General features: G+C 60.8%; 11 protein-coding genes, 1 pseudogene and 2 riboswitches. Of the genes and pseudogenes, 4 read left to right on the top strand and 8 right to left on the bottom strand.

All coding sequences use genetic code 11. The features are described 5' to 3' along the window. Complete coding sequence (locus A6764_RS08655; protein WP_044899456.1) at window positions 1-1,638, top strand: nicotinate phosphoribosyltransferase; 1,638 nt, start codon at window positions 1-3, stop codon at window positions 1,636-1,638. Window positions 1,639-1,715: 77 nt separating this feature from the next. Here the strand turns inward: A6764_RS08655 and A6764_RS08650 are convergent, their stop codons facing one another. The 6 genes and pseudogenes from A6764_RS08650 to A6764_RS22375 all read right to left on the bottom strand — a co-directional run. After that, window positions 1,716-3,332 (bottom strand): glycerol-3-phosphate dehydrogenase/oxidase, encoded by a 1,617-nt coding sequence (locus A6764_RS08650; RefSeq protein WP_065066792.1) that lies wholly within the window; start codon window positions 3,330-3,332, stop codon window positions 1,716-1,718. Window positions 3,333-3,500: 168 nt separating this feature from the next. Then, a complete protein-coding gene (gene glpK, locus A6764_RS08645; RefSeq protein ID WP_065066793.1) occupies window positions 3,501-4,994 on the bottom strand; it encodes a glycerol kinase GlpK in 1,494 nt (497 codons plus the stop codon). A gap of 66 nt (window positions 4,995-5,060) precedes the next feature. After that, on the bottom strand, window positions 5,061-5,768 hold the full coding sequence (locus tag A6764_RS08640) for an MIP/aquaporin family protein (protein ID WP_065066797.1): 708 nt from the start codon (window positions 5,766-5,768) through the stop codon (window positions 5,061-5,063). Between the two features lie 222 nt (window positions 5,769-5,990). Next, window positions 5,991-6,542, bottom strand: coding sequence for a glycerol-3-phosphate responsive antiterminator (locus A6764_RS08635; protein ID WP_413541986.1), 552 nt, complete (start codon window positions 6,540-6,542; stop codon window positions 5,991-5,993). Window positions 6,543-6,628: 86 nt separating this feature from the next. Further along, a complete protein-coding gene (locus A6764_RS08630; RefSeq protein WP_264622481.1) occupies window positions 6,629-7,921 on the bottom strand; it encodes a homoserine dehydrogenase in 1,293 nt (430 codons plus the stop codon). 89 nt (window positions 7,922-8,010) lie between these two features. Further along, window positions 8,011-8,120, bottom strand: a riboswitch (SAM riboswitch). An 86-nt stretch (window positions 8,121-8,206) separates the two neighbouring features. Further along, a riboswitch (SAM riboswitch) is annotated at window positions 8,207-8,314 on the bottom strand. A 190-nt stretch (window positions 8,315-8,504) separates the two neighbouring features. Then, window positions 8,505-8,573 (bottom strand): annotated as a pseudogene (locus tag A6764_RS22375) (hypothetical protein); the annotation flags it as partial. Window positions 8,574-9,059: 486 nt separating this feature from the next. On the opposite strand from A6764_RS22375, the gene A6764_RS08620 reads away from it, so the two are divergent. Both A6764_RS08620 and A6764_RS08615 read left to right on the top strand, forming a co-directional pair. Then, complete coding sequence (locus A6764_RS08620; RefSeq protein ID WP_029100024.1) at window positions 9,060-9,413, top strand: VOC family protein; 354 nt, start codon at window positions 9,060-9,062, stop codon at window positions 9,411-9,413. Between the two features lie 404 nt (window positions 9,414-9,817). After that, the gene (locus A6764_RS08615; protein WP_029100023.1) at window positions 9,818-11,011 is read left to right on the top strand and encodes a saccharopine dehydrogenase family protein; all 1,194 of its coding nucleotides are present in this window, start codon (window positions 9,818-9,820) and stop codon (window positions 11,009-11,011) included. Between the two features lie 182 nt (window positions 11,012-11,193). On the opposite strand, the gene A6764_RS08610 is transcribed toward A6764_RS08615, so the two are convergent. After that, on the bottom strand, window positions 11,194-11,889 hold the full coding sequence (locus A6764_RS08610; protein WP_065066799.1) for a tryptophan 2,3-dioxygenase family protein: 696 nt from the start codon (window positions 11,887-11,889) through the stop codon (window positions 11,194-11,196). Window positions 11,890-12,025: 136 nt separating this feature from the next. Here A6764_RS08610 and A6764_RS08605 point away from each other — a divergent pair, with 136 nt between their 5' ends. Further along, window positions 12,026-12,217 carry a hypothetical protein gene (locus tag A6764_RS08605; RefSeq protein ID WP_065066800.1) on the top strand — a complete coding sequence of 64 codons (192 nt, stop codon included), beginning with the start codon at window positions 12,026-12,028 and terminating at the stop codon, window positions 12,215-12,217. A gap of 56 nt (window positions 12,218-12,273) precedes the next feature. Here A6764_RS08605 and kynB read toward each other — a convergent pair whose 3' ends face one another. Continuing rightward, entirely contained in the window at window positions 12,274-12,912 is a 639-nt protein-coding gene (gene kynB, locus A6764_RS08600; protein ID WP_065066801.1) for an arylformamidase, read from the bottom strand. Window positions 12,913-12,924 lie beyond the last annotated feature (12 nt).

Raw genomic sequence — 12,924 nt, 5'->3', positions numbered from 1 at the left:
ATGACACCCGACAAGACGCTTTTTGACGTAATTGACCCGAAAATCTACCGCTTTGTCCACATCTGCCAAACGTGCGGCCAGCCCAATTTTCGCACCACCGATCAACTGCAGAAGTGCGCCGCTTGCGATGAAACCCGGTCGTTTGAAGTGCTGCCTTACTACGATCCGTCCCGGGATTACGCCCTCGACGCGGACGAGTACGCGCTCAGCATGATGTACGCGCTGTACAAGAAAGGGCTGCACAAGACCGAAGTGGTGTTTGACGACTTTTACCGCAAGGCGCCCTTTGTCAAACCGACGGGGGATTACCAGGGCGAGCTGGGCGGGTACGTGGCATTCGGCGGCCTGCAGCAGTTGATTGACATCATTCAAAACCTGTACTTCAACGAATCGGACATCGCCTACCTCCGCTCCAAAAACATCTACGACGAGGATTTTCTCGAGGAGCTGCGAAACCTGCGCTTCACCGGCCACCTGGACGCGATGGAAGAAGGCCAGATCGTCTTTCCCAACACGCCCTACATCCGGATCATCGCCCCCGTGATCGAATGCATCTGGATTGAAGCGCAGCTGCTCAACACCATCAACAGCGAGTCGCTCCTGATGACCAAAGGGTCCCGCATCATCACGGCGACGGACGGCCAGACGGTGATCGAAATGGGCAAGCGCCGGGCCCAGGGGCGGGACGCTTCCGTCCAGGGGGCACGGGCCGCCTACATCGCCGGCTTTCACTTCACGTCCAATCTGAAGGCGGGCAAAAAGTACGGCGTGCCGACGACGGGAACGCACGCCCACCTGTTCGTCCAGTTTTTCCCCAGCGAGCTGGACGCGTTTCTCGCCTTTGCCGAGGTCTTTCCGGCGAAGTCGATCCTGTTGGTCGACACCTTTGACGTGCTGGAAAGCGGCATCCCCAACGCCATCAAGACGGCCAAGATCATGGAAGAACGCGGACACAGGCTGAACGGCATCCGGCTGGACAGCGGCGATTTGGCCTTCCTCTCCAAGCGGGCGCGGGAGATGCTGGACAGCGCCGGCCTGTCGTACGTGAAGATCGCCGCTTCCAGCGACCTGGACGAGTACACGATCGCTTCGCTCAAGCTGCAGGGGGCCAAAATCGACGTGTGGGGCATCGGCACGAAGTTCATCACCGCCTACGACAGCCCGGCCCTCGGCGGCGTGCACAAGATCGTCGCCCGCAAGACCGAGCAGGAGTGGATCGCGCTGATCAAGATCTCGGAGAACCTGGACAAAATCATCAACCCCGGGCTGAAAAAAGTGTACCGCCTCTACGACCGAAACGGCATGGCAAAGGGCGACTACATCTGCCTGGAGGACGAAACGCTGGACAACCTCAACGAAATCATCCTGAAGCACCCGACCAATCCGCTGAAAAGCAAGCGGGTCACCGATTTTACGGCGGTGGAATTGCTTCGCCCCATTTTCCGGGACGGCCAGCTCGTCTACCAGATGCCCAGTTTGGACGAGATCAGGGCCTTCCACCGCAAGCAGAAGAGCACGTTCTGGGAAGAGTACCTCCGCCTCGACAACCCGGAAGTATACCCCGTCGCGCTGTCCGACCGCTTGCGGGCGCTGAAGGACAAGCTGATTCACGACAAGCGGCGCCATTCGCTGACGTAACTGCTGAAAATACACCCCCTCCGGTATCGGCTGCCGGAGGGGGTGTTTGCATGACAATCCAGCGCCGCGCCCGCCTGTCAGGGAGTCATGTCGCAGATCTGCCGCTCCAGTTCGCGGCGGTACGCGTCCGTCCGCTCCGCACTCCAGTTCCCGTACCGCTTCATGAAGTTCAGGACCGGCTCTTTCCAGCGGTTCGCCCATTCGATGTCAAACAGCAGACTGCTCGTGCGGCGAAGCAAAAAGTCCACCGGCGTCATCGCCATCTCCTCTTCCAGCGCGTACACCAGGGACGCGTACACCTCCAGTGACAGCCGATGCCGGTCCGCTTCCCGGCCGCGCTCGCGGACGATCGCAAACAGGCGGTCCACATTGCTGCCGTAGCGGCGAACGAGCCGCTCCGCCTCTTCACGGCCGAGGCCGAGCGACATCCCTTCCTCCGTTTTCTTCCCGACAAAGGACGCAAAGCCGGCGGAACCGCCCACCTTCCCGCCGGACAGCGGAATCCGGTCCGTCGTGCACGGCGCCTTCACGCCCAGTTCCTGTGCGACGATGTTCACCACTTTTTCCGCCATCTTGCGGTAGCCGGTCAGCTTGCCGCCGGCGATGGTGATCAGCCCGCTCGGGGAGCGGAACACTTCGTCTTTGCGGGAGATGTCCGAGGCGGACTTGCCTTCCTCGTAAATCAGCGGCCGAATACCTGCCCAGCTCGCCTCGATGTCCTCCGCCTGGATGCCCACCTCCGGGAACATGTAATGGATAGCTGCGAGCAGGTAATCGCGGTCTTCCACCGTCATCACCGGATGGGCCAGATCGGCGTCGTAGGGGGTGTCGGTCGTGCCCACGTACGTCTTCCCCGCGCGCGGAATGGCAAACGCCATGCGGCCGTCCGGCGTGTCAAAATAAACGGCTTGACGCAGCGGAAACCGCGCCTGGTCAAAGACGATGTGCACCCCTTTGGTGTGAAAGAGCCGCTTGCCCTGCCGGGAGCCGTCTTTTTCGCGCAGTTCGTCCACCCACGGTCCGGCGGCGTTGACCACTTGTTTTGCGCGGATGGCGAACGTCTCCCCGCTGATCCGATCGACGGCCTGCACGCCAACGACCCTGCCGTTTTCGTACAGGAACGCCTCCGCCTTCACGTAGTTGACCGGCACCGCGCCGCGGGCCGCCGCCTCTTTGATCACTTCCAGCGTCAGCCGGGCGTCGTCCGTCTTGTACTCCACGTAGTAGCCGCCCGCTTTCAGCTTTTCCTTGCGCAAGAGCGGCTCCATCCTGAGCGTCTCCTCCCGGCTGAGCATTCGCCGCCGTTCGCTCCGTTTCACTCCTGCCAGCCAGTCGTACAGGTACAGGCCGACGGATGTGGCCAGCCGTCCGTACGTCCCGCCCTCGATCAGCGGCAGCAGCATCCACTCCGGCTGGGTGACGTGCGGCGCGTTTTCGTAGACGATCGCCCGCTCTCTGCCCACTTCGGCGACGAGGCGAAACTCCAACTGCTTCAGGTAGCGCAGCCCGCCGTGAACCAGTTTGGTGGAGCGGGAACTGGTCCCCGCAGCAAAGTCCTGCATCTCGATCAGCCCCGTTTGGATGCCCCTCGCCTGGGCGTCCAGCGCAATCCCCGCGCCGGTAATGCCGCCGCCGATCACCAGCAGGTCTAGCTCTGCCGTTTTGAGCCGCGCCAGGTGTTCCGCTCGTTTCATCACGCATCACTCCCCCTTCTACTTTATCGGTGGGTCAACCCGAACAGTCCGGAAAAAACACAAACGACCACCAATCCCTCCTTGCCCGCAAAGAAGGATCAGTGGTCGACTCCGTTTCTCAGACCATCCGTATGACCTTGTTGCGTTCAGTATACCACGTCCGGCCGCTTATTTGAAGGCCATCGCCGCCCGCACGGCTTTTTTCCAGCCGGCGTACAGCCCGTTTCGCCGTTCCTCGCTCATCTTCACCTCGAAGGCGCCGTCCACGTTCCAGTTGGCGGCGATCTCCTGCCTGTCTTTCCAGAAGCCCACCGCCAAACCGGCCAGATAGGCCGCTCCCAGGGCGGTCGTCTCGTTTACCTGCGGACGTTCCACCGGCACGCCCAACAGGTCGCTCTGGAACTGCATCAGGAAGTCGTTCTTCACCGCGCCGCCGTCCACGCGCAGCTTTTTCAGCGTGATGCCGGAGTCGGCTTCCATCGCGGTGAGCACGTCTTTCGTCTGGTAGGCCAGCGATTCCAGCGTGGCGCGGATGAAGTGCTCCTTGCTGGTGCCCCGCGTCAGGCCGAAGACGGCGCCGCGCACGTCGCTGTCCCAGTACGGCGTGCCCAGGCCGACGAACGCCGGCACCACGTAGACACCCTCGGTCGAATCCACGCGGCTGGCGTACGCTTCGCTGTCCGCCGCCGATTTCAGCATGCGCAGGCCGTCGCGCAGCCACTGGATGGCGGAACCGGCGACAAAAATGCTTCCTTCCAGCGCATACTCCACGTTGCCGTCGATGCCCCAGGCGATCGTGGTCAACAGGCCGTGTTCGGAGCGGACCGGTCTTTTTCCGGTGTTCATCAACATGAAGCAGCCGGTGCCGTAGGTGTTTTTCGCCATGCCTTCCTCAAAGCACGCCTGGCCGAACAGGGCGGCCTGCTGGTCTCCCGCCGCCCCGGAGATGGGCGCTTCCACGCCGAAGAAGAGGTCTTTGTCGGTATGCGCGTAGATTTCCGAGCTGGAGCGCACTTCGGGGAGCATCACTTTCGGCACGGTGAGGTGCTCCAGCAGCTCGTCGTCCCAGCGCAGGTCGAAAATGTTGTACATCAGCGTGCGGGACGCGTTGGTGTAGTCGGTCACGTGCGCCCGACCGCCGGAGAGCTTCCAGATCAGCCAGGTGTCAATGGTGCCGAACAAGAGCTCGCCGCGTTCCGCCCTGGCCCGTGCTCCCTCCACGTTGTCGAGGATCCACTTGACCTTGGTGCCGGAGAAGTAGGCGTCGATCAAAAGGCCGGTCCGTTCGCGAAACCGATCGTTCAGTCCCTGCGCCTTCAGCACCTCGCAAATCTCCGCCGTCTGGCGGGACTGCCAGACGATCGCGTTGTAGACCGGCAGGCCGGTCTGTCTGTCCCAGACGACGGTCGTCTCCCGCTGGTTGGTGATGCCGATCGCGGCCACTTCCTGGGCGCTGATGTTGTGGATGGCCAGCACCTCGCCGATCACGCCGACGACGGACGACCAGATCTCCATGGCGTCGTGCTCCACCCAGCCCGGCCGGGGAAACAACTGCGTGAACTCCTTCTGGGCCGCTCCCACCATGTTCCCTTCCCGGTTGAACAAAATGGCACGGGAACTGGTCGTGCCCTGGTCAATGGCCAATACGTACCGCTTTTCCATCCGTCACATCCCCCTTCATCGTTTTCTCCCGATCCCTCGCTGCGTCAATCGGCCCGGGCCGACCGCTTAGCCGAACAAGGTCTTGAATACGAGCGCTCCCGCCGTCCCGCCGACGATCGGCCCCACGACCGGAATCCAGGCGTAGCTCCAGTCGGATGAGCCTTTGCCCGCGATCGGCAGGACGAAGTGGGCGAGGCGCGGCCCCAAATCGCGCGCCGGATTGATCGCGTAGCCGGTGGTCCCGCCGAGCGACATGCCGATGGCGACGATAAAAAAGCCGACAATCAGCGGATTGAGCCCTTCGGCAAACGTGTTGCCGCCGATGGCCAGCAGGCCGAACACGAGAAAAAACGTGCCCAACCCCTCACTGAGAACATTCGCAAACGTGTGTCGAATCGCCGGAGCCGTGCAGAATACCCCCAGTTTGGCCGCCGGGTCAGCGGTTTCTTTCCAGTGCGGCAGGTAGTACAGGTAGACGAACACAGCCCCCAGAAACGCCCCGGCCATCTGGGCCAGGATGTACCCGGGCACGAGCTCCCAAGCGAACGCTCCGATCGACGCGAGCGCGATGGTGACGGCCGGATTCAGATGGCCGCCGCTGACTCCCCCGACCGCGTAAACGGCAAAGGCGACGGCAAAGCCCCAGCCCATGGTAATCACGATCCATCCGCCGTCTTGCGCCTTGGACTTGTTCAGCACGACGCCCGCCACGACGCCGTCCCCGAGAATCACCAGCATCATGGTCCCGATCAGTTCCGCCCAATACGCCGACATCATGTTCCCCCACTCTCTTCTTTTTTATGATGAGACCGGACCGGCTCCCCCCTTTTCGCCGTTCACCTCCCTGGAAGAAAACAGAAAATCCACCTATCAACCACTGCTTAAGCCCACGGGAACTTAAACACTAGAGAAATAGGTGGATCTCCTGATCTCATCCGACGTATGACCTTCTGGAATCAATCATAAGCGGACGTGAAAGCGTTGTCAACCACTTTTTTACAGTTGTTTCCACAGGTTTCGATCAGAGGTGGTGACGGCGATGGCTCCCGCCGCCAGAGCGCTCTCGATCTCCTCCCGGGTGCGGATAAACCCGCCGACGATGATCGGAATCCGGATCTGCTCACGGATTTCCGTAATGATGTGCGGCATGACCCCCGGCAGGACTTCCACGAAATCGGGTTTCGTCTGCTCGAGGATTTTGTAGCTTGTCTCCAGCGCGCCGGAGTCCAGCAAAAACAGGCGCTGCACCGTGACCAAGCCCTTCTTTTTGGCGGTCGTGATCACCTGCGAACGGGTGGAAATGACGCCGGCCGGCTTGATCTCCTGGCAGAGAAACAGCGCGCCGTGCTCGTCGTTTTTCAACCCCTGCACCAGATCGGCGTGCAGCCACAGCTTTTTTCCGTGCCGGCGCGCCAGGTCGGCGATGCTTTTCAGTTGACAGATATGGCTCTCCAGCAGAATGATCGTGTCGTACCGGCTTTCCAGGACGCGCTCAAACTCCTTCATGTGGCGAATGGCCGGCAGAATGGTTTGCGAACCCAGCATGATGTGTCCTCATCCCCTTGAAGAAGAAGTGCTCCGCTTCTATCATGCCAAAAAATCCCGGCGAATGCGATGGGGAGTTGGACGCTTGTTTACCAACCCACAGTCCCTTCGACGGCACCACGATCGTCGGCCGCCTCCAGCACGGGGTACAGCCGCGCCTGCAGGCCGAAGTCCCGTCCCAAGAGCTCCGCGTGCTCCTCCCTGAGTCCGGCGGCGAGCAAGCCCACGCGCAGGACGCTGCCCGGATCGTACTGGACGGTCAGCCTGCGGACGGCGACTCCCGCCCGTTCGAGGAACAGCAGCACCTGCTCCGGCGTCACGCGGGCCGCTGTCCCTTCCAGAAAACAGAAGTCGAGGCCGGATGAGAGCCGGCTGGACGGGACCGCCGTCGGCCGTTCCCGCCAGGCGGGATGAGGCGTAAACGGCTGGGTCAGCAAGAAGGCCAGATCCTCCACGACCGCGCTGGCTGTCGGCAGTTCGCCCGCCCCTTTGCCGGTGAACAAAAGGTCGCCGACGAGGCTGCCCTCCACCTGGACGGCATTGTACGCATCCCGGATGCGCGCCAGCGGATGCCCCAGCGGCACCAGCGTCGGCCGCACGGACAGGTGCAGACCGCCGTCTTCCCGGCGCGCTTGCGCCAGCAGTTTGATCCGGTACCCCAGCTCTTTCGCCAGCCGGATGTGGCCCTGCGAGAGGTCGGCAATCCCCTGCCGCTCGATGGCGGAGAGGGGCAGCGACTCGCCGAACACGAGCTGCGCCAGAATGTACAGCTTGTACAGGGCGTCCCAGCCTTCCACGTCGGAGCGCGGATCGGCCTCCGCATAGCCCAGCTCCTGCGCCTGCTTCAACACGTCCGCGTAGGGCAGCTGCGCCTCCTCCATCTGCGACAGGATGAAGTTGGTCGTTCCGTTGAGGATGCCGCGCACCTCCGTAATGTCGTTGGTCCTGAGGAACTGGCGCAGCACGCCGAGGATGGGAATCCCCCCGGCGACGCTGGCTTCGTAGGCGAGATGGACGCCGTGCCGGTTGGCCAGTTCCACCAGCTCCGCGCCGCGCTTGGCCAGCAGTTCCTTGTTGGCCGTCACCACATGGCAGCCCTTTTGGATCAGCGCCCGCACGTAGTCGTAGGTCGGCTCCACGCCGCCCATCACTTCCACGACGATGTCCACGTCGCTTTCCAGAACGTCGGCAAACCGCGTCGTCAACAGCGACGGCTCCACCTGCACGGCCCGCTGCTTCCGCGTGTCGCGCACCAGCGCCTTGACGATTTCGATGCGCCTGCCCAGCCGGGCCGACAGCTTCTCCTGCTGCGCGCGGATCGTCTTGACCACCCCGCCGCCTACCGTTCCCAATCCCAACAAGCCCACTTTTACCACGCTCATGTTTCTCCCACCCCGTTTTTGTCTTGTACAACACGAAAAAACCTTCTTCCGATTCGAAGAAGGCTTGTGTGCATTGCGCCCGAGCCTCCTTCTCATCTCTCAAGACACGCGTGTCTTGCAGGAATTGGCACCTTGTCACATACCGCGTGACGGTTGCCGGGCTTCATCGGGCCAGTCCCTCCACCTCTCTGGATAAGAAAGAAGTCCTATGAAGTTCAGGAACAGAAGAACGAAAAAGCCTTCTCCGACAAGAAGAAGGCCTGCATCCGTATCAAACGAACCCGCTTCTTATCTGTCAAGACCTCTGTCTTGCAGGAATTGGCACCTGGTCACGCACCTCGTGACGGTTGCCGGGCTTCATCGGGCCAGTCCCTCCGCCGCTCTGGATAAGAACAGTGTTTACCTGTTGGGTATCATTGTAAAGAATGCCAGGTTGTTCGTCAACAAGAATCTGGCAGACGGCGCCGCGTGCGGCACGCGCGAACGTCACAGCAGCATTCGAGATAGGCGTAACGTGCGGCGATTTCTCCCGTGCCAGCCGGCAAATGTCCGACGTGATCCGCGTTCCCCATCCTCTGTTTTGGTGGGCTGGCGAAGTGCCGATATTGCCGATCTCCACATAGCGCTCGTGAAAAATGTGAAACCCGGCCATCGACATGAGGTCGCCGGCAGGGGAAAACAAGCCGATATGAGGCGTTTCCGTCAGTTCTTCCTTTCGAAAGCTCACATACATGGAAGGTGAACGCGTGGAAAGGCAAGCCTTTCAGATAGGTTCCTACCAGACAAATCTCTTCGTTGTGTGTCTGCGCAAGCGCGATGCATCTGTCCGCCCGCACAAAGAGGTTGCTGTACAGGATGTACACTTCTTCCAAACACAAACGCTCCTGCAGGGCGGAAAGTTCCTGCCCTGTGATCGAACGGATCATGTCGTCTCCTCCGTGAAAAAGGGGGTTTCTTTGTTTCCTCTCTTTATTCTACTTTTTTGCGCGGCCGCAGGCACGTTTTCTTCTGGTTCGCTTCTTCAAGGGTCAGGTGGGTTAAGGTGGTTCCTATTTTCTTTATACGCAAAGAAAGAGGGGTTTCCCTTGGCGGCAGGGAATTGGATATGATTCCCTCTATTACGAAAGGAGTGCTCCTCATGGCACGTGTCGTCCTGTTCGAATTAAGCAGCCAAAACCCCGAGCGAGCCGTTCAGTTTTATTCCACCGTCTTCGGCTGGAACATCGCGGAGCCGCGGTGGGATTACTACGCGGTGACAACCGGCTCCGATGACCGTCCGGGCATCAACGGCGGCATTGACTTGGGGCCGCCTGACTATCCGCACGGCACCCGCATCATCATCGAGGTGGATTCGATCGAGGAGGCGATCGCCAAATCGGTGGAAAACGGGGCCAACATCGTCCGGGAACCAATGGATTTCGATGATTTTCACCTGGCCTATCTGGTCGATCCGACAGGGCTCGGATTCGGCTTGATTCAATACAAGTCCTGACCGGCGGCGCCGCCTCTCTAGTTCCCGGAGACCGGACCTTTCCTTTTGGGGTCCGGATTTTTTCTCCCCTGCCGAGCGCATGGGACGTCCGGGCAGATGAATACACATGTACTATCCCCGCGCGACACGGCTTGCTCGAACTTTTTCGTCCATGACTGGAAAAGGAGGTGACAGCACCCATGCGGTATCGCTGCCTTCCCCCTAAGCCCCCTCGCTTTTCCCCCCGTGTACACGAATGACCACTCGAACACAAGGAGGTTGTTCTCATGAACCTGCGCCCTCGGGAGCCGATTGACATGACTGCCCAAGTGTCGGTGCACCCCGCCGATATCGATCTTCATCTGCAAAAATGGCTGTTTCGAATGCGAAGATAGACCGTTGCCCACATACGGAAGGAGGACTCTATGCGAGTCGCAATAGTAGGTGTTGGCGGCGTTGGACAAGTGAGCGCCTGCGAAATCGTGAAGTCGCGTTACTTGGAAAAACTGGTGCTGGCCGACATTTCCATCGGTCCGGCGGAAGAACTGGCCGCCGAACTGCGCCGGGAAACCGACGTGGAGATTCAGGTGAAGCGGGTGGACGCCCGCGACGTGTCGAGCGTCCAGGCCATTCTGGGCGACATCGACGTACTGCTGCACATCGGTTTGCCCGAAAACAACTTCGAAGTGATGAAAGCGTGCTTGAACACGAAAACGCATTACATTGATACCGCCTCCAGCGGGCCGCAGTGGCTCCGCAAACAGTTGGCCTGGAACGACGCGTTCAAAGCGGCCGGCCTCTTGGGCATCATGGGCTTGGGGTGCGACCCCGGCTTTTCCAACATCGCGGCCCGGTACGCCGTCGATCAGTTGGACGAAGTGGATGCCATTCTGATCCGCGACGGCGACAATTCCGTCGTCGACTACGACGGTTTCTGCTCCTACTTCAGCCCGCAGACCGCCATCCAGGAGTGTCTCGCCAAGCCTAACTACTGGACCGCGGACAAAGGGGAACAGTATTTCCCGACGCCGTTCGCCAACAAGGAGGAGTTTGAATTCCCCGAACCGATCGGCTGGCTCGACTGCTACAACGTCGAGCACGAGGAGGCCACCACCCTGGGCGAAACCATCGGCCGGGCCAAGGGATGCAGGTACGTGGACTTCAAGTACGCCCTGCACCCCGACTTCGTCAATACGCTGCAGGTATTGAGCTACCTGGGGCTGGACAGCGACGAGGAGATCGACGTCAAAGGCGTAAAGGTGGCGCCGCGCGACGTGGTCGTCACCTCGATGCCGAAACCGGCCGACCTGGCGGGCAAAATTCACGGCTACTCCTGCGTCGGCGCGCTCGTCAAAGGAAAAAAGGACAACAAGCGAAAGGACATGTACGTCTACACCATCGCCAATCATGACGAGGTTTTCTACAAAACCGAATTCCAGGCGACGATCTGGCAGACCGGCATTCCGCCCGTCGTAGCCGTGGACATGATGGCGGAGGGGCTCTTGACCGCGACAGGCTGCATACCGCCCGAGCTGATCGATCCGATCCCGTTTCTGACCCGGCTGAAAGCCCGCGGCATGAAGTGGGACGTGATCGAAAAGACCTCCCCCCTCCTGTAGATCACGTAGCACGTAAGTTGACATACACGCGAAAAAGGATGGCGGCATCCGATCTGCCATCCTTTTTCGGGACCAGCAAGGCGCACGGAACATCGAACCAGCGGAAAAGCGGACAAGCCTAGCTGTCCTCTGCGGGCTGACCCGCTATGGAAGGCGGCCGGCTCCGCCGCTCGGCCGCTCCGCTAGTCTCCCAGCGGCTGCGAGTTGTTGCTGGAGCCGGTCCAGTCCGTCAGCTCGCTGATCGCTTTCCACAGCGCCGGGTAAAACGCGTGGCGCACGCCCTTTTGCAGCGCCTGGGCGGGGATTCCTTTCAGGCTGTTGTTCTCCAGACCGATCATTCGTTTGACCAACTGCAGGTGCTGGTAGCGAAAGCTCTGGAACGACTCGTCAAACTGAAGCAGTTCCTGCATCAAGCGGAACAGTGCCGGTTGGGCGTCCGGCTGCTTGTGCAGTTCCAGCGGACTGAGGCCGGCGTCGGTCAGCAGCCGCTCGAACGGCTCCCACAGCGTCGGCCCCGTCTGCAGGATCCGGTTGAAGCCGGGCGAGTCCTGCCCGCTGCCGCGCCCCAACGCCAGCCGGATGGTATGGTAGTCGATCGGGTTGATCACCTTTACCATCTGAAAGACTTCCGGCAGATGCTTGAGATGCAGGTTGACGCGGCCCAACCGGGCGGCCGCCCGATCCGGATCGCCGGCAAGCATGGCGGTCCTGGCCTGGCCCAGGTACTGCACAATCAATGTAAAATGAAGCTCGGCAATCTGGTGGATCACCTGAAAGGTCAGTTCGTCTTCGCAGACCAACTGCTCTTCGTTTTTTTGCAGACGGAGCAGTTCTTCCGTGCGAATGTACTTTTCGTAGTCGGTCAGCGCTTTCACCATTCCGCTCTGCCTCCCCCATGTAGTAGACTGGCATTCCGGTCATCAGCGAACAGGCAGGAACGCACTACAGGTAAACGGCTGTCTTTCTCGAATCATTGAAAACATGTACCTTGTATCATCATTCAGGAGGGTCGCCATGGTTTCCATCATGCCGATGAAATTGGAAGATTCCCATAAAATCCGGGAGATTGACCGTTCCGAAACGTCGACGGAAACGGAGTCGGCGGTGAAGTTTTATCGAAGCTGCGGTTCCACGATCACCTCGGAAATCGATGAGGAATTGTTTGAAAAAGAACCACATGACATCCATATGCGGCTGACATTGTGACTCCCCCGCCAGGTTCCGCAGGGAGATGGGCAGCCTACGGGATTGAGCCCCCCGTGTCATTCCCCACTCCTGTTCGCCAAGCGGCGCAGCACCGCCCGGACCGGACTGCCGTCCGCCTCGCGAAGCGGCAGCGGCAGCGCGATCAATTCGTAGTCGCCCGGCGTCACGCGATCCAGCACGACGCCCTCCAGGATGTGAATGTCGTGGGCGTGCAGACCGTGATGCGCCGGCAGCTCCTTGCTGTCCAGCGGGTCGACCGAGAGAACGTCCACGCCGATCAGGCGGATGCCCTTCGCCGCCAGAAACGGCGGCAGATCGGGACGAAGGTAACAAATGTCGGCGGGAAACCGCTCCGGGTCGGTCCAGGAGCCGGTCTTCAGCAGCAGCCTGGTCACGCCGGACAGGTCGTGGGCGGCCAGATCATCCGCACCGATGCTCGCTTTGCCGCTGACGTCGATCACCCGGGCTGGACCGACGTACAGCTCGACGGGCAGGTCGGCCGCTCGCCGCCCCTCGTCATCCACGTGAAACGGCGCGTCCACGTGCGTCCCGGTGTGGACGCTCATCGTCAATCGGCCGACGTTGACGGAGCCGCTCGCCGCCTTGGACCAGCTTACCTCGTAGCGAAACGGCGTGTCGCCCGGCCAGGTGGGCACCCCGGCGAAAAGCGGGCGGGAAATGTCGATCCATTCCATGCGCTTCCCTCC

Source organism: Brevibacillus sp. WF146 (assembly GCF_001673705.2).
Lineage (GTDB): Bacteria > Bacillota > Bacilli > Brevibacillales > Brevibacillaceae > Brevibacillus > Brevibacillus thermoruber.
Note: the sequence above shows the minus strand (reverse complement) of the source record. Positions and strands in the feature narration are given on the sequence as shown.

Excerpts from the sequence above, each read along its gene's own strand:
- A6764_RS08610 (WP_065066799.1), bottom strand. The coding sequence starts at position 11,889 with ATGGTGAAAGCGCTGACCGACTACGAAAAGTACATTCGCACGGAAGAA.
- A6764_RS08630 (WP_264622481.1), bottom strand. The coding sequence starts at position 7,921 with ATGAGCGTGGTAAAAGTGGGCTTGTTGGGATTGGGAACGGTAGGCGGC.
- A6764_RS08655 (WP_044899456.1), top strand. The coding sequence starts at position 1 with ATGACACCCGACAAGACGCTTTTTGACGTAATTGACCCGAAAATCTAC.
- glpK (WP_065066793.1), bottom strand. The coding sequence starts at position 4,994 with ATGGAAAAGCGGTACGTATTGGCCATTGACCAGGGCACGACCAGTTCC.
- kynB (WP_065066801.1), bottom strand. The coding sequence starts at position 12,912 with ATGGAATGGATCGACATTTCCCGCCCGCTTTTCGCCGGGGTGCCCACC.
- A6764_RS08605 (WP_065066800.1), top strand. The coding sequence starts at position 12,026 with ATGGTTTCCATCATGCCGATGAAATTGGAAGATTCCCATAAAATCCGG.
- A6764_RS08615 (WP_029100023.1), top strand. The coding sequence starts at position 9,818 with ATGCGAGTCGCAATAGTAGGTGTTGGCGGCGTTGGACAAGTGAGCGCC.
- A6764_RS08620 (WP_029100024.1), top strand. The coding sequence starts at position 9,060 with ATGGCACGTGTCGTCCTGTTCGAATTAAGCAGCCAAAACCCCGAGCGA.
- A6764_RS08650 (WP_065066792.1), bottom strand. The coding sequence starts at position 3,332 with ATGAAACGAGCGGAACACCTGGCGCGGCTCAAAACGGCAGAGCTAGAC.
- A6764_RS08640 (WP_065066797.1), bottom strand. The coding sequence starts at position 5,768 with ATGTCGGCGTATTGGGCGGAACTGATCGGGACCATGATGCTGGTGATT.